Genomic DNA, 16,643 nt, shown 5'->3' with positions numbered 1-16,643 from the left:
ATTCAATTAAGGAGGTAAGTTTTAGTATGATGTTTAGTCGTATTGGTGCTAATTTATTAGTTAGATTACCAGATAGCATATTTAAACCAGCAGCAAGAATTTTAATTGATAGATGTTTAAATAAATATGCTGACTTAAAAGTAGAAGGACTTGAAAATTTGAAGGATGAAAAAGGACCATTTATATTTATAGGGAATCACCTAAGCAATGCTGATGGCTTAGTTTTAGATAAAGTTTTAAGAAAGGATTATGATCCTTATTTTATAGCAGGAGTGAAACTTGATGGAGAGGCTTTAACTAATATTGGAACTAGATTGGTTAAAAATATAAAAATAAAGCCAAATTCAGCAGATAGAGAATCTTTAAGTAAAATAGTTAAAGAAGTAAAATCAGGACAAAATATAGTTATATTTCCAGAGGGAACTAGAAGTAGAACTGGTGAAATGATAGAAGCAAAAAAAGGAGTCTTACTTATAGCAAGGCTTACTAAAGCTAAAATAGTTCCATTTGGAATGACTGGAACACAAAACCTTATGCCTATTAATGATAGTGATATGGGATCTGAGAAATTTCATCATGCAAAAGTTAATATTAAATTTGGTACTCCTTTAACTTTATCTAAGAAGGAAAAAGATGAGGATAAACATAAATATGAAGAAAAATGTCTTTATTATGTTATGAAAAAGATTGCAAATCTTTTACCTGAAAGTTATAGAGGTTTCTATAAAGATTAGAGGTAGATTGTTATGAAAAAGAAAACTAAAGAAATTTTAGAAATTTTAAAATGTGAGTATCCAGATGCAAAGTGTGAGCTAAATTATGAAACACCTTTTCAACTTTTGGTTGCTACAATTTTATCAGCTCAAACAACTGATAAAAAGGTAAATGAAGTAACAGAAACTTTATTTAAGGATTATCCAGATTTAGATTCCTTTTTGAATATAACTCAAGATGAGTTAGAAGATAGGATAAAACAAATTGGATTATATAGAAATAAAGCTAAAAATTTAATAATGATGGCTCACCAATTAAAAGAAAATTTTAATGGTGAGGTTCCAAAGACTATGGAAGGAATAACATCCTTAGCAGGGGCTGGTAGAAAAACAGCTAATGTGGTATTATCAAATGCTTTTGGAGTGCCATCAATAGCAGTAGATACACATGTATTTAGAGTATCTAATAGAATTGGCTTAGCTCATTCTGATAATGTTTTGGAAACAGAGAGGCAACTTCAAAAGGAATTACCTAAAAAAGAGTGGTCTTTAACTCATCACTTATTAATATTCCATGGAAGAAGATGTTGCATAGCTAGAAAGCCAAAATGTGATTTGTGTCCAATAAATAAATATTGTGATTTTTTTAAGAATATAAAATAAAAATAAGCTACACTTTTGTGTAGCTTATTTTTATTTTGACTCCTTTTTATTGTGTAAAAAAATTGCAAAAGATGCACCAAGTATTAATAAATATCCTACTAAAGAAATCTTATCAGGAAAATCCCCAAATAAAGTAAATCCTATTAATGCTGTAAATATTACTTGAGTGTAATCATATATTGATATATCTTTAGCAGGGGCATATTTATATGCAGCTGTTAATGCAAACTGAGCACATGAAGCTGCTACTCCAGTTAAGATTAAAAACATAAATTGGTATGAAGTAAACATTTCAAATTGTGCAATCATAATAGGAAATGTTGTTACAAGTGAGAAGAATGAAAAGAAAAATACTATTGTAGCTCCTTTTTCTTTCCCTCCTAAATATCTAACAAATGTGTAAGAACCACCAGCAAATGCAGCAGAACATAATCCTAATATTGATGGAATTAAATTACTAGTCAAGTTTCCAGTTGGTCTAACTATAAATAATACTCCTAAAAAAGCAACTAATAATGAAATTATATGAATTGGTTTTAGTTTTTCTTTTAAAAATAAATAAGAAAATATAATAACGAAAAATGGACTTAATTTATTAAGAATAGTTGCATCTGATAATATAAGATTATCAATTGCATAGTAATTTGCCCAAATTCCTAAGGTTCCTAAGGTAGCACGTCCTATTAAAGCTAATCGATTTTCTTTATGTCCAAATAAAAGAGCTTTATTTTTTTTTATTAAATAAAAAGCAACACCACAGCTTACTAAATTTCTAAAGAAACTTTTTTCTATGGATGGTAAATCTCCAGATAATTTAACAAAAGTACTCATAAGTGCAAAACTAAAAGCAGATATAAGTATGAAAATTATCCCTTTTGTTTTATTATTCATTTAATCCTCCTATATATTAAAATTTTTTATAATATTATTGTAGTTCTTAGAAAGAAAATGGTCAATATTAATAAAAATATGGTAATTTTATGAAGAAATAAATAAGTTTTTGAAAAAATATACAAATAAAACTGTTATAAATAAGGATTTAATATATAATAATAGCATAAAAGGGAAAATGAGAGGATTAATATGTTTATTGAAATTTTTGATGATTTTAATTTAAAGGGACGAAATATAAGGATAATAGCTATAGTGTCAATTATTCTATTATCTTTATTTTATATAAAATGTTTAAATATATTTAAAGGAACCAATGAGGGGGTATTTACTGGGATAGATATAAATTGTGCTATTGAAGAAATTATAGTATTAACTATTATTTTACTTTCTCTTATGGTTCTTAGTATATGTTTTATTTATTATAGAGGATTAAATAAAAAATGCTTTTTTGGAATTTCATTAGTATATATAAGTATAGTTACAGAAATGATAACTATGGTTATTAACAAAACAACAAATGCTATTCAAGTTTATGATTTGAATTTATTAAGTATATTATTTAGAGTAAGTTTATTTTTCTTATCAATATCATCTTATAAGTGGTTTGAAAATTTAATATGTAAATATAAAAAAACAGCTATAGTTTTTGTAGTTTTTATAACTTGTATTTTGAAAAATTTTAATTCACAATATTTTATTACAGATAAAAATAATATTATATTTAAAACGCTTATAGTGCTTATAATGATATTATATATTTTGATTGTAATAATATCATTTATTAAAACATTTAAAAATGAAGAATTAATTTATCTAGTAATAATGATTAGTGTAGCAATGCTTTTACTTAAGTTTATATATTCAGTATCATTAATAATAACTGGAAATTACATCCTTAAAATTAATATAATATTTTTATTCTTTATATCATTCATAGTTTTTGTTTTTGGAACATTTTTTGATTATTTACAAATTATGAAAAATAAACAATCTATGCAAGAAGATTTAAAGGCTTTTTTTAATCTAATAGAATTTGATTGTAATAGTGAAATTATATTGCTTAGTAATAAATTGAAGGTTATTTATGCAAATGAGAAGTGTAGGAAAAATAGATTAACAAATGAAAAAGATAATAAATATTCTGAACTTGAGATGAAAATTAAAGAGTTTTTATATAATAAAAATATTTTAAATATAGAAAGTGTTTTAAAAAATAAGAACGAATGGAATGGAATAATAAAATTAAATTATGAAGATGAGGTTTTAAATGTTAATATTCAAAACTTAAAAAAAGGAAATCAGATTTATTATGTATTAAGAATTAATGATATTACAGAAAAATATAAAATGGAAAAACAACTTAAATTAGATGAACAAAGGCTAAGAGGAATAACTGAAAATATCAAAGATTTAATCATAACAATAGATGTTGATGGGAAAATAACTTATGTTAATAAGGCGGTAAAAGATGTTTTAGGATATGATGAAAATGAACTAATTGGAAAAGAATATTTTGATTTTTTACTTATAGAATCTAATGCAAAATTTATTGATTCTAATTGTTTTGATAAGGACAAAATTCTTACTATAGATAAGGTGAAAAGTAAGGAATCTGTTGTGGAACTAGAATCAATATCAAGTAGAATAATAGATAACAAAAATAGAACACTAGGATGGGTAAAAGTAGCTAGAAATATTGAAGACGTTAAAGAAATTGAATTTTTAAAAAATAAATTTGAAGAGATAAAACAATATGATAAGGTGAAAAGTGAGTTTTTTGCTAATTTATCACACGAACTTAGAACACCTATAAATATAATATATTCTTGCATACAACTTTTAAATAATAATAAAAAAAATGAAGTTGGATTTTCTAATTTCTATGAAAAATATGAGAAAACTCTAAAGCAAAATTGCTTTAGAATGTTAAGACTTGTAAATAATCTTATAGATATAACTAAAATAGATTCAGGTTTTATGAAGATGGGATTTGTAAATTATGACATAATAAAACTTGCAGAAGATATAACTATGTCTGTAATACCATATGTTGAATCTAAGAATATAGATATGCTATTTGATACTGATTGTGAAGAGTTAGAGATAAAGTGCGATCCAGATAAAATTGAAAGAATTATATTAAATCTATTATCTAATGCTATAAAGTTTACAGAATCAGGAGGAAAGATAGATGTTAATATAATAACTAATGATAAATGGGTTGACATAAGAATTAAGGATACTGGAATTGGTGTTCCTTCTCATATGAAAGAATTTATATTTGAAAGGTTTATTCAAAATGATAAGTCATTAAATAGGAACAAAGAAGGAAGTGGAATAGGATTGTCTTTAGTTAAATCATTAGTGGAGCTTCATAATGGAAAGGCCTTTTTAAGAGAAAGTAGTGAATTAGGAAGTGAATTTTCAGTACTTATTCCTAACATAAGGCTTAAAGAGAATGAAGAGAAAAGAGAAAGTTTAGATTATAAAACAGAATTTGAAAAAATATCTATTGAATTTGCTGATATTTATGAAATATATTAAAAGGAATTTAATAGGAGGACAAACTTTATATTTTAAAAGTATAGTGATATAATATTAAGGACTTGTTAAAAAAACAAGTCCTTAATTTGTTTTTTGTTTTGGAGGAGAAAATATGAAAGTTGGAGTAATAATGGGAGGTATTTCTTCAGAAAGAGAGATATCAATACAAAGTGGTAATGCTGTAGTAAATGCCTTAGATAAAGATAAATATGAAGCTATTCCTATAGTTTTAAATGAAAAAGAAGATTTAATAAAAAAAGTTAAAGGAATTGATTTTGCACTTTTAGCTTTACATGGGAAGTTTGGAGAAGATGGAACTGTTCAATCTGTTCTTAAAACATTAGGAATACCTTTTTCAGGATGTGGTTCTTTAAGTAGTGCTATATGCATGGATAAAGATATGACAAAAAGAATATTAGCCTTTGGAAATGTTAGAACAGCTAGATGGACTATGGTTAATTCAGTAGAAGGAATAAACTACGATGAAATAGAGAATTTAGGATATCCAGTATTCATAAAGCCTAATAATGGAGGTTCTTCAGTTGCAACTACATTAGTTGAGAAGAAAGAAGATGTAGAAAATGCTGTTTCTGAGGCTTTAAAATATGATACAGAAGTAATGATAGAAGAATATATAAAAGGTGATGAAATAACTTGTCCTATAATTAATGGTAGAATGTTACCTGTTATTGCAATAAAACCAAAAGGAAAATTCTTTGATATAGAATCAAAATATGCAGATGGTGGAGCAGATGAATTTATAGTAAACTTAAATGGAGATCTTCATAAAGAAGTTGAATTTATGGCTTTAGAAACATATAGATTATTAAAATGTGATGTTTATGCTAGAGTTGATATGCTTATAAGAGATAATGTTCCTTATATATTAGAAGTTAATACATTACCAGGTATGACTAAAAATAGTTTATTCCCTAAAAGTGCAGCAGGGGATGGAATGAGTTTTGAAAATCTTTTAGATACAATAATAGAAAAATCTTTAAAGGTTAATAGAGAATAGTCTTAAATAGGAACATATTCATTTTGAAAATTATATTTTATAATGAGAATTAATTTTCAGGAGAGTATTTATGCAAGATAAAAATCCACTAAGTACATTTGGACCTGATTTAAATGAATTTAGTAAGGATGTTAACTTTGAGAAGTTAGCAAAAAATTCAGACTTTATATATTTAAGAGGATCTGGTTCAGGAACTGGAAAACTAAGGATTGATAAAAAATTTATAGAGTTTGCTAAAGAATGTAGAAAATATGGAATTCCATGTGGAGCATATCACTTTGCAAAACCTTACAAGGACTTACAAACGGCAGTTCAACAAGCTGATCAATTCATTGATGTACTTCAACAAGGTTTTGGAAAAGGAGACTATGGTGATTTGTTTCCTGTTTTGGATGTTGAGGTTCCTGTTAATAAATCCCTAACTACTACTGAACTTGTTAATTGGATTGATAAGTTTAGAGATAGATTTGAGGAGAAAACAAGAAGACGACTTATGCTTTATACAGGATTATTCTTTATAGATTTGTATGATGGTTTTAAAGTTACAGGAAAAGGATATCCTCTAAGTGATATGCCACTATGGATTGCTATGTATAAAAGAATACCTTCAAACCCTAAAATACCACCAAATATTGGTGGGTGGAGAAGATGGACTATATGGCAATATACAGATGAGGGTAAATTAGATGGGGTAGGAAATCCTCTAGATTTAAACTGGGGACCAAATAGTGTGGCTAGACTTATGCCACCTTATAAGGTAACTGGACTAAAAGCTTATGATGACAATGATAATATATATGTTTATTGGAATAGTAACAAAGAAGATGATTTAAACGGATATAATATATTTGTTAATGATAATTATGCAGGTACATTATCAAGAAAAGCAACTAAATTTGTTATAAATAAAAATAAATTTTACTTACCAAAAGGAAAGCCTATTAAAATCTCTATAGAAGCATTTGATGTTACTGGGGATTTTTCTAAAGAGAGAAGTGAATTTATAATAGATTAATAAAGTTATTTAAATTAAATAGAGTTAAAAGTTTTTAACTCTATTTAATTTTTTTTCAAAGTTGTAAGAAATTTGTTATAATAAAAATGTTATTATAAAATAATGACTTTTAATTTCATTATATTATCATACATAGAAGAACTAAAGAGAGGAGAATTATTGTGAGCGAAAATAAAAAAAGTAATACAAGCTTCTTTAAAAGTAAAAAGAAAATAATAATTTCTATTTTAGTTATTATTTCTATTTTAGCTTGTTTGGTAGGCGTATATGTATTAAGTGTTCAAAAACGAGTTGAAGAGTGGAGTGGTAAGATATATCCTAACATATACGTTGAAAATATAAATTTATCAGGATTAAATAAAGAAGAAGCAATAAATCTTTTGAATGAAAAGATAATGAAGCCTATAGAAAATAAGGTTATAACAGTTAAGGCAGGAGACAAAAGCATAAAAATAAAATATACTGATTTATCTCCAAAATACAATATAAATTCAACTGTTGAAAGAGTTATGGAATATGGAAAGAATTTAGGTCTTTTTGAAAAGAATAGTTTAATAACAGGTGATGAAAAGAAAGAATTACATTTAGATTTTACATACGATGAAAGCAAATTAGCTGAATATGAAAATAAGTTATCTAAAATGGTTAATAGGAATGCAAAAAATGCTACAATAAAAATAAATGGTGATAATATAAGTATCCTTGAAGGAAAAGATGGACAAGAGATAGAAAAAGAAAAAATGGCTACTTTACTTAAGGAAGCCATAAATACTAATCCAAATGGAAATAATATTGTGGAAATACCTGTAAATGTAACTAAACCTAAAATTACAAAAGATATGCTTTTAAAGATAGATGGAGTAATAGGAAGTTTTTCAACTAGTTATGCAAGTTCAGATGCAAGCAGAAGTGCGAATGTTGAGATTGCAACAAGAACTGTTAATGGGAAAATATTAATGCCAGGAGAAACATTTAGTTATAATAATACTTTAGGAGAAAGAACTAAAGAGAAAGGTTATAGAGATGGAGCAGCTTACATAGCTAATAAAGTTGTTATGGTAACTGGTGGAGGAATATGCCAAGTTTCAACAACTTTATACAGAGCAGTTTTAAGAGCGGGTATATTACCAACAGAAAGACACAATCATAGTATGACAACTAGTTATTCTGGGCCTAGTGGAGATTCTACTGTGGCATGGGGATCATTAGATTACCAATTTAAAAATACATATGACTTTCCTATATATATTCAAGGATATACAAGTGATAGACATGTAGTATTCAATATATATGGAAATAAAGAAGGTATGGATGGAAAAACATATAAATTACAAACAGTAATAAATGAAAAATTAACACCATCTGTCAAAACTGTAGATGATCCTAATCTTCCAGTAGGGCAAAGAGTTATTGAACAAAGACCTGTTACTGGATATAAGTCAACTGGTTATTTGGTAACATATAAAGATGGAAAAGAAATTGATAAAAAACTTATAGCTCATGATGTTTACAAGATGAAGGATGAAATAATAAAAGTGGGAACTAAGAAAGCAGAAGAAAAACCGGTACCAACACCAAATCCAGCGCCAACTCCTACTCCAGCACCAACACCATCAAAAAATGAAAAACCTGTGCCATCAAACCAAACACCTGAGAAACCAGTTACTCAAGGTACAACAACATCTCAGAATACACAAAATGCTGAAAGTTCTAAGGTTACTAACAAAGCTTAGAATAAAGTGATTTTTCTAAACTGTATCAAAATAATTTTTTGATACAGTTTTTTTATATTAAGGTAATTTATATTAAAAAATGATTAACTTGCAATTTATTCGATTAGATACTATGATATATTTATAACTTGAATTAAAAATTTATATATTTTTACATTTATTTGGAGGGACAAAGGTGAATCTTAATATAGTTTTATATCAACCAGAAATACCACAAAATACAGGTAACATAGCAAGAACTTGTGTTTTAACAAATTCAAAGCTTCATATAATAAAACCTATGGGCTTTGTAATAGATGATAAGCGTGTAAAAAGAGCTGGACTTGATTATTGGGATCAGTTAGATATAGAAATACATGAAAGTTATGAGGCTTTTATGGAAAAATACGGACATAACAAAATATACTTATCAACAACTCATGCTACTGATCATTATGATGAAGTTAAGTATGAAGAAGGATCATTTATTATGTTTGGGAAAGAGACTGCAGGAGTTCCTGAAGATGTTCATAATGCACATCATGGAATAAAAATTCCAATGATAAATACAACTACAAGAAGTTTAAATTTATCAAATACTGTTGCCATAATAACATATGAGGCATTAAGACAAATAAGATTTCCAGGTATGAAATAAGGGGGAAATAAATTTTGGAGAAAATAAAGATTATAACGGATAGTACGTGTGACTTATCTAAAGAGATTATAGATAAGTATGACATAGATGTTATGCCTATGTTAATAAATTTTGGGGAAGATAGTTATTTAGATGGTGTTGAAATAAAAGTTGATGCTATGCTTGATAGAATTGAAAGAGAAAATACTCTTCCAACAACAGCTCAAATAATTCCAAGTAGATTTATTGAGAGGTATAAAAAGTACTTAGATGAAGGTTACAAAGTTATATCTATACATATATCATCTCACATGAGTGGAACATACCAATCAGCATGTTTGGCTAAAAGCGAGTTAGAAAGTGATGATATTGTTGTAATTGATTCAAAAAATGTAACTGTTGGATTAGGTCTTGTAATATTAAAAGCTGCTAATTTAATAGAAAAGGGAATAAGTTTAAGTGAATTAGAAAAAGAAATATTAGAATATAGAGATCATATAAAAAGTACAATAGCTTTTGAAAGTTTAGATAACCTAGTAAGAGGGGGAAGACTTTCAAAGGGAAAAGCTTTATTTGTAAATGCTTTAGGAATAAAACTTATGTTAAATGTTCAAAATGGAGAAATGAATGTTCAAGGTAAGATAAGAGGAACTAAAAAGATGGTTAAAGAAATGATTGAACAATTTGCTTCTATTCCTAAAAAAGAGGGGGAACCTATAATTTTAGTTGAACTTGAGAACGAAGATATATATATTCCTATAAAAGAATATTTAGAAGAAAATAATATAGAGTATATGAAACTTCCTTTAGGATGTTCTGTTGCGATACATTCAGGTACTAAGGTTTGTGCTTTATTCTATGTAGAAGAATATTAAAACTAAAAGTAATTTACCAAGTGGTAAATTACTTTTTTTATACATAATTTAAGTGTTTCATAGAAATAATATTATTTGATGTAAAAGATAAGGAGTGTTAGTTAATATGAGGTTAAAAAAGATTGGTTTATTACTAATATTGTTTTTATTTAGCTTCCTAAACGTAGGATGTTTATCAAATAAGTCTGTTTCTGTGGAAAAATTAGATATTATAGAAAAGAAAACTTACAATTTCGCTCTCATAAAGGATAATTTTGTTAATGAAAAAAATTATTTCACAGATTTAGCTGTAGATGGATTACAAAGAATAAAGAAAGAATATGGGGCTAAAATAGAAATTTTTGATACAAATTCTCAAAAAGACTATGAAAAAAGACTTAGAGAAGCTGCTCAAAATAATGATTTAACATTTGCTTCTACATTTAAGTTTCTAGAAAGTTTAGATAATGTGGCTAAGGATTATCCAAATAAAAATTTTACTATAGTTGATACTATATCAGAGTTGCCAAACGTAAAGTCTATAGATTTTAAAGATGAAGAAGGTTCTTTTTTAATGGGATTAATAGCTGGAAACATGACTAAAAGTAATAAAGTTGGATTTATTGGAGGGGTTAAGTCTGATGTTATAGAAAATTTTTTATCAGGATATTTATCAGGAATCAAAATTTCAAATGAAGAAGCTTATAAAAATATGGAAAATGCTAAGTTTATAAAATATGTAGGGGATTTTGAAAATCAAGAGGATGGATATAAAATAGCTAATGAAATGTATGATGAGGGAGTAGATATTATATTTAATGCTGCAGGAGATGTTGGATTAGGAATGTTTAAGGCAGCTAAAGAACGTAATAAATACGCTATAGGTGTTGATATTGATGCAGCAGCTATATTCCCCGAATACGCAAACAATATACTTTCATCTATGCTTAAAAATATAGATACAGCAATTTATAATACATCTAAAGAAGTTATAAATAGCAATTTTAAGTCAGGACCTGATAATGTTATGGAAAATGGATTGAAGAATAATGGAATAGAGGTTGCAGAATCAACTAAAAATTTAGTTCCTAAAGAAATTTTAAATATTGTTAATAACTACAAAGAATTAATAATAAATGGAGAATTGGATGTGCCTAAAACATTAAAGGAATTAGAAAATTTTAAGGTTAATAAACAACAGGGAAAGTGACAAAAAATTTTTCTTTAATAATATTTTAAATAGTTAGTATATCATTTTGTTGGCTGATAGGAATTTTCCTATCAGTTTTTTTATTAAATTATTTATGATAAAATAAAAAAATATTATTTTAAATGTTTTAGGAGGCTTACAGTGAAATTATTTAATGAAAGTAATAAATTTAGTGTTAGGAAGATGTGTTTTACAGCTATTTTGATAGCATTGAGTGTAATACTATCAAATGTAACTATTTTTTCTACAATATCTTTTGATTCTATGCCAGCTTTTATAGGAGGAATATTAATTTCACCGGTTATTGGGGGAATTATAGGTCTAATTGGTCATTTGGCTACATCACTTTTGAAAGGATTTCCATTTACTATACCTATACATATACTTATAGGATTTGAAATGTTTGTTGTAGTGTATATAACATCAATTATATATAAGAGAAGAAAAGTTTTATTAGCTGGAATAACAGGAATATTATTAAATGGAATAGTTTCTACTTTGATAACTGGATTTTTTATGAAGATATTCTTAGGTGGAACAACACCTATTGGACTATTAAGTTTAATGGGACTTCCTCTTACTTTAGCAAGTTTCGTTAATATAGTACTAGCTTTTATTATAGCCAAAGGGGTAAGAAATGCAAATATACAAATTTAGAGATCTAACAATAATTGATAGTGGAAAAAACGAAAAGATTGTTATAGCTTGTGATAGTTGTTGTGGAATAGGTGAAATGGAAAATGATATTGTAAGAACATCTAATGAAATTGTTGGATATTTTTCAGCAAGAGTTTGTATTTTTGAATTATTAGCCTTTAGGGCATATCCTAATGTAATAGTAAATAATTTAGGTATGCCTATGGAGAAATATGGTGAAAATATAATAAAGGGAATAAATAAAGCTATAAAGGAATATAATAAAGCAGGTTTTTCAAGAAAAATAAATTTAAAAGAATGTTTAACTGGAAGTACAGAAGATAATATTAAAACACTTCAAACCTTTTTGGGCTTAACGATAATAGGAGAAAAAGGAAAAGAAGATAAAAAGAAGATAGAAAAAGGAGAAAATATATTTCTTCTTGGAATTCCTAAAGTTGGAGAGGCTTTGCTAGAAGATATAAAAGGTGAAAAAAGCGAAATAATAAGCTTTAAAGATATTAAAATTTTATTGAAAAACAATATAAAAGAAATACTTCCTATAGGATCTAAGGGTGCTTTGTATGAAATAGGTCAAATAGAGAGAAGTAACGGTGTTGATATTGAATTAGAGTATGAAGGAGAGTTGCTAAAAAAATCAGCAGGCCCTTCTACAGCATTGCTTTTTGTGTGTAATGAGGAAATTTTGAAGAAAATAAAAAAAGAAATAAAAATTCCATTAATTAAAATAGGAACAATAAGGTGATAAAGATATGAAGGTCTTAAACTTTATTATACCGTGTATATTACATATTTTAAGTGAAATATAAATACAGGAATTATTATCTACCATATTACAATGTTGAAAAATATTATAATATGGTAGATAATTAAAATAAGGAAGGTTATTTAAAAGCTAATAATTTAGAATTTATATAATTTTAGGTGATATATATGTTAATGGATTTTAATTTAAATTTAACTCAGGAACAAAAATTAATAATGACTCAGCAAATGCAACTTTCAATTAAGCTTTTGCAAATGTCTACATATGATTTGAGAGAATATATAGAAAAAGAGTTTTCGGAAAATCCAGTTTTAGAAGCTCAGTATGAATCTCAAAAAGAAATAGTAAAAGAGCAAGATAGATTAGATTATAAAGAATTGGTAAAATATTTAGAATCAGATAATTATGGTTCTCAAAGTTATGGAGAATATGATAAAGAAAGTGTTTCTCCATTTACTTTTATAAGTAAACCAGAATCTCTTTTAGATTATTTAGAATCACAAATAAGAGAATTACCTATTAATGATTATGAGAGAAGCGTATGTAGCTATATGGTTCAATGCTTAGATCATAAAGGATACTTAGACATATCTAAAGAGGAAGTTTTAAAAGAACTTGGCTGTTCTGAAGAAATTTTTGAAAGAGTTCTTATAGTTCTTCATAATTTAGAACCAGCTGGGATTGGTGCTAAGGATTTGAAAGAATGTTTAAGAATACAACTAGAACGTAAAGGTGAGTTTGATGAAGTTTTAGAGGAAATAATAGAAAATCATTTGGACGATTTAGCAGATAATAAATATCAAGTTATAGCTAAGTCTTTAGGAATAACTCCTAAAAAGGCACAAGATTATGGTGATTTAATAAAGAGATTAGAACCAAAACCATCTAGAGGTTTTTATACAGGTGATGAAGTTGGATTTATAATTCCAGATGCAGAAATAAGAAAAATTGATGGGGAATTTTTTATAATAATGAATGATGGTGTACTTCCTATGCTTTCAGTAAATCCTTTATACTCATCCATATTAAAAGAGAGTGGTAGTGATAAAGAAGCTTTTGAGTATGTAAAAGAGAAAATGGGAAAAGCTATGTTTCTTATAAAAAGTATAGAACAAAGAAAAAGTACGCTATATAAAGTTTTGGAAAAAATATTAGAAAAACAAAAAGAGTACTTTGATAATGGGGATAAGTATTTAAAATCTATGACTCTTAAAGAAATTGCAGAACAATTAAAAATGCATGAATCAACTGTATCAAGAGCAATAAGAGATAAGTATATTTTAACTGCTATGGGAACCATAAAAATAAAGGATCTTTTTGTGAATTCTATAAGTAATAAAGAATTAGGAGGTGGAGAAGAAGATATCACAGTAATAAATATAAAAAAGGCGCTAGAAGAAATAATAAAAGAAGAAAATAAATCAAAGCCATTATCAGACCAAGCAATAAGTGGAATACTAAAAGAAAAAGGATTAGCTATTTCAAGAAGGACGGTAGCAAAATATAGAGAGGAAATTGGTATAAAATCATCTAGTAAAAGAAAAAGATTTTAAAAATAGGTAAATGTTAAATAAATTGCAATTAAAATTTAAAAAAAGCTTATTAATATTGAAAAATATAGAGAGATTAGGTAATCTCTCTATATTTTTTTAAAAAAATTTCTAAAAACCCTTTAAATTTTTTTTAATATGTTTTATAATAAACGTGTGGGACATTTAAGAAACTAGTGGGACTTTGAATGTCCAAAGGAGTTGTTAGATTTGCTAGAGATTTTAAAATTGCAAAAAATAATAGTTCCTGAAATGGTTGAACTATTAGTAAAAAGATACAATATAATCAGAACAATTTATTATAATCAGCCAATAGGAAGAAGAGCTTTGGCAAATAATTTAAATTTAGGTGAAAGAATTGTAAGAACAGAAATAGGTTTTTTAAAATCTCAAAATCTTATTCAAATAAACACTCCGGGTATGTCTGTAACCTCAAAGGGGGAATTCATGCTAGAGTCATTAAAAGGATTTATACATGAAATAAAAGGCCTATCTAATCTGGAAAAACAATTATGTGATTTACTAAATGTAAGAGAAGTAATAGTTGTTCCTGGAGACAGCTGTGAAGATGAGAGTACTATAAAAGAACTTGGAAAAGCAGCTGCAAATTATTCTAAAAATATCATTGAAGATGGATATACAATTGCTGTGACTGGTGGAAGTACTGTAAAAGAAGTTATAGATGAACTTCCGGAAATGGTAAATCTACATAATATATTAGTGGTACCTGCAAGAGGTGGTATGGGTAAGAAAGTAGAAACTCAGTCAAATACATTAGCTGCTAATTTAGCTAAAAAATTGAATGGTAACTATAAAATGCTTCATGTTCCAGATAATATAAGCAAGGAAGTAATGGATGCTTTGATGAAACAAGAAGATATGAAAGAACTTATATCAAACATAAAAAATGCTGATATGCTGATATATGGAATAGGTCAAGCTAAAAAAATGGCGGATAAAAGAGGAGTTCCAAAGGAAGAAGTTATGAAACTTCTTGAATTAGGAGCTATTGGAGAAGCTGTAGGATGTTATTTCAATGATAAATCTGAAGTTGTTTATGTAATGCCTACTTTAGGATTTACAATAAATGATTTAAGAAAAATAAAAAATCATATTGCTGTAGCAGGTGGTAAAAATAAAGCAGAAGCTATATTAACTACAATATATGGGAATGCAAATGCTATTTTAGTTACCGATGAAGGAGCAGCAAATGAAATATTAAATTTTTTAGATAGAGATGAATAAAAAAAATAGAAATCTCTAAAAATAACTTTGTTTAAAATATTTTTTAATATTTTATATATAAATAAAAATAAACAACATCTTTTAGGAGGTATTTATAATGGTAAAAGTAGCTATTAACGGATTTGGAAGAATAGGAAGATTAGCATTAAGATTAATGATTAACAACCCTGAGTTTGAGGTTGTAGCAATCAACGACTTAACTGATGCTAAAACTTTAGCTCACTTATTCAAATACGATTCAGCACAAGGAAGATTCGATGGAGAAATCGAAGTTAAAGAAGGAGCTTTCGTAGTTAATGGAAAAGAAATAAAAGTAACTGCTAAGAGTAATCCTGCTGAATTACCATGGGGAGAATTAGGAGTAGATGTAGTATTAGAATGTACTGGATTCTTCGCATCAAAAGAGAAAGCTTCAGCTCACTTAACTGCTGGTGCTAAGAAAGTTGTTATCTCAGCTCCTGCTGGAAACGACCTTCCAACAGTTGTTTACAATGTAAACCATGATATATTAGATGGAAGCGAAGATGTTATCTCAGGTGCTTCATGTACTACAAACTGCTTAGCTCCAATGGCTAAAGCTTTAAATGATAACTTCGGATTAAACAAAGGTTTCATGACTACAATCCACGCTTACACTAACGATCAAAATACTTTAGATGCTCCACACAAAAAAGGAGATTTAAGAAGAGCTAGAGCTGCTGCTGCTAACATAGTTCCAAACTCAACTGGAGCTGCTAAAGCTATAGGTTTAGTTATCCCAGAATTAGCTGGTAAATTAGACGGAAACGCTCAAAGAGTACCTGTAATAACTGGTTCATTAACTGAGTTAGTTTGTACTTTAGACAAAAAAGTAACAGTAGACGAAGTAAACGCTGCTATGAAAGCTGCTTCAAACGAGTCATTCGGATATACTGAAGATCCAATAGTATCATCAGATATTATCGGAACAAGCTTCTGATCATTATTCGATGCTACTCAAACTAAAATAATGGAAGTTGACGGACAACAATTAGTTAAAGTTGCTTCATGGTATGACAATGAAGCTTCATACACTAACCAATTAATCAGAACTTTAAAATGCTTAGTTTCTAAGTAATTTTTAAAATTAAATATTTAGACTGATTATATAAAAGGGTCTGGTTTTATAGTTAAAGCTATGAGGCCA

At 27.2% G+C, this 16,643-nt stretch carries 14 protein-coding genes and 1 pseudogene; 14 read left to right on the top strand and 1 reads right to left on the bottom strand.

The window, feature by feature from the left end; genetic code table 11:
* The first annotated feature begins 29 nt into the window (after nt 1–29).
* The gene (locus Q1K13_RS10995) at nt 30–734 is read left to right on the top strand and encodes a lysophospholipid acyltransferase family protein (protein ID WP_300350757.1); all 705 of its coding nucleotides are present in this window, start codon (nt 30–32) and stop codon (nt 732–734) included.
* Between the two features lie 12 nt (nt 735–746).
* Complete coding sequence (gene nth, locus Q1K13_RS10990; RefSeq protein WP_300350755.1) at nt 747–1,376, top strand: endonuclease III; 630 nt, start codon at nt 747–749, stop codon at nt 1,374–1,376.
* Nucleotides 1,377–1,406: 30 nt separating this feature from the next.
* On the opposite strand, the gene Q1K13_RS10985 is transcribed toward nth, so the two are convergent.
* Nucleotides 1,407–2,267 carry a DMT family transporter gene (locus Q1K13_RS10985; protein ID WP_300350753.1) on the bottom strand — a complete coding sequence of 287 codons (861 nt, stop codon included), beginning with the start codon at nt 2,265–2,267 and terminating at the stop codon, nt 1,407–1,409.
* A 192-nt stretch (nt 2,268–2,459) separates the two neighbouring features.
* Here Q1K13_RS10985 and Q1K13_RS10980 point away from each other — a divergent pair, with 192 nt between their 5' ends.
* The 12 genes and pseudogenes from Q1K13_RS10980 (at nt 2,460) to gap (ending at nt 16,574) form a co-directional block, all read left to right on the top strand.
* Nucleotides 2,460–4,814, top strand: a complete 2,355-nt coding sequence (locus Q1K13_RS10980; protein ID WP_300350751.1) for a sensor histidine kinase — start codon at nt 2,460–2,462, stop codon at nt 4,812–4,814.
* A gap of 112 nt (nt 4,815–4,926) precedes the next feature.
* On the top strand, nt 4,927–5,832 hold the full coding sequence (locus tag Q1K13_RS10975) for a D-alanine--D-alanine ligase (RefSeq protein WP_300350749.1): 906 nt from the start codon (nt 4,927–4,929) through the stop codon (nt 5,830–5,832).
* A gap of 70 nt (nt 5,833–5,902) precedes the next feature.
* Nucleotides 5,903–6,847, top strand: a complete 945-nt coding sequence (locus Q1K13_RS10970; RefSeq protein WP_300350747.1) for a glycoside hydrolase family 25 protein — start codon at nt 5,903–5,905, stop codon at nt 6,845–6,847.
* Between the two features lie 161 nt (nt 6,848–7,008).
* Complete coding sequence (locus Q1K13_RS10965; RefSeq protein ID WP_300350745.1) at nt 7,009–8,580, top strand: VanW family protein; 1,572 nt, start codon at nt 7,009–7,011, stop codon at nt 8,578–8,580.
* Nucleotides 8,581–8,755: 175 nt separating this feature from the next.
* Nucleotides 8,756–9,217 carry a tRNA (uridine(34)/cytosine(34)/5-carboxymethylaminomethyluridine(34)-2'-O)-methyltransferase TrmL gene (trmL, locus tag Q1K13_RS10960; RefSeq protein WP_300350742.1) on the top strand — a complete coding sequence of 154 codons (462 nt, stop codon included), beginning with the start codon at nt 8,756–8,758 and terminating at the stop codon, nt 9,215–9,217.
* Between the two features lie 14 nt (nt 9,218–9,231).
* Nucleotides 9,232–10,071, top strand: coding sequence for a DegV family protein (locus Q1K13_RS10955; protein WP_300350740.1), 840 nt, complete (start codon nt 9,232–9,234; stop codon nt 10,069–10,071).
* 106 nt (nt 10,072–10,177) lie between these two features.
* Nucleotides 10,178–11,260 (top strand): BMP family lipoprotein, encoded by a 1,083-nt coding sequence (locus Q1K13_RS10950; protein ID WP_300350738.1) that lies wholly within the window; start codon nt 10,178–10,180, stop codon nt 11,258–11,260.
* 141 nt (nt 11,261–11,401) lie between these two features.
* Nucleotides 11,402–11,917 (top strand): ECF transporter S component, encoded by a 516-nt coding sequence (locus Q1K13_RS10945; protein ID WP_300350735.1) that lies wholly within the window; start codon nt 11,402–11,404, stop codon nt 11,915–11,917.
* Nucleotides 11,898–12,662, top strand: coding sequence for a hypothetical protein (locus tag Q1K13_RS10940; RefSeq protein WP_300350733.1), 765 nt, complete (start codon nt 11,898–11,900; stop codon nt 12,660–12,662). Before Q1K13_RS10945 ends, Q1K13_RS10940 begins: the two co-directional genes overlap by 20 nt.
* A gap of 188 nt (nt 12,663–12,850) precedes the next feature.
* On the top strand, nt 12,851–14,236 hold the full coding sequence (rpoN, locus tag Q1K13_RS10935; RefSeq protein WP_300350731.1) for an RNA polymerase factor sigma-54: 1,386 nt from the start codon (nt 12,851–12,853) through the stop codon (nt 14,234–14,236).
* A gap of 207 nt (nt 14,237–14,443) precedes the next feature.
* Complete coding sequence (locus Q1K13_RS10930) at nt 14,444–15,478, top strand: sugar-binding transcriptional regulator (RefSeq protein WP_300350728.1); 1,035 nt, start codon at nt 14,444–14,446, stop codon at nt 15,476–15,478.
* A gap of 97 nt (nt 15,479–15,575) precedes the next feature.
* Nucleotides 15,576–16,574 (top strand): annotated as a pseudogene (gap, locus tag Q1K13_RS10925) (type I glyceraldehyde-3-phosphate dehydrogenase).
* Nucleotides 16,575–16,643: the final 69 nt, after the last annotated feature.

This window comes from Clostridium sp., from assembly GCF_029267215.1.
GTDB lineage: Bacteria > Bacillota > Clostridia > Clostridiales > Clostridiaceae > Sarcina.
The sequence above is the reverse complement of the archived record's forward strand: the minus strand, read 5'-3'. Positions and strand labels throughout refer to the sequence as shown.

What these genes read in the sequence shown, in the direction of transcription:
- Q1K13_RS10940 (WP_300350733.1), top strand. Translation starts at nt 11,898, where the DNA reads ATGCAAATATACAAATTTAGAGATCTAACAATAATTGATAGTGGAAAA.
- Q1K13_RS10975 (WP_300350749.1), top strand. Translation starts at nt 4,927, where the DNA reads ATGAAAGTTGGAGTAATAATGGGAGGTATTTCTTCAGAAAGAGAGATA.
- Q1K13_RS10985 (WP_300350753.1), bottom strand. Translation starts at nt 2,267, where the DNA reads ATGAATAATAAAACAAAAGGGATAATTTTCATACTTATATCTGCTTTT.
- Q1K13_RS10995 (WP_300350757.1), top strand. Translation starts at nt 30, where the DNA reads ATGTTTAGTCGTATTGGTGCTAATTTATTAGTTAGATTACCAGATAGC.
- nth (WP_300350755.1), top strand. Translation starts at nt 747, where the DNA reads ATGAAAAAGAAAACTAAAGAAATTTTAGAAATTTTAAAATGTGAGTAT.
- Q1K13_RS10950 (WP_300350738.1), top strand. Translation starts at nt 10,178, where the DNA reads ATGAGGTTAAAAAAGATTGGTTTATTACTAATATTGTTTTTATTTAGC.
- Q1K13_RS10970 (WP_300350747.1), top strand. Translation starts at nt 5,903, where the DNA reads ATGCAAGATAAAAATCCACTAAGTACATTTGGACCTGATTTAAATGAA.
- rpoN (WP_300350731.1), top strand. Translation starts at nt 12,851, where the DNA reads ATGTTAATGGATTTTAATTTAAATTTAACTCAGGAACAAAAATTAATA.
- Q1K13_RS10980 (WP_300350751.1), top strand. Translation starts at nt 2,460, where the DNA reads ATGTTTATTGAAATTTTTGATGATTTTAATTTAAAGGGACGAAATATA.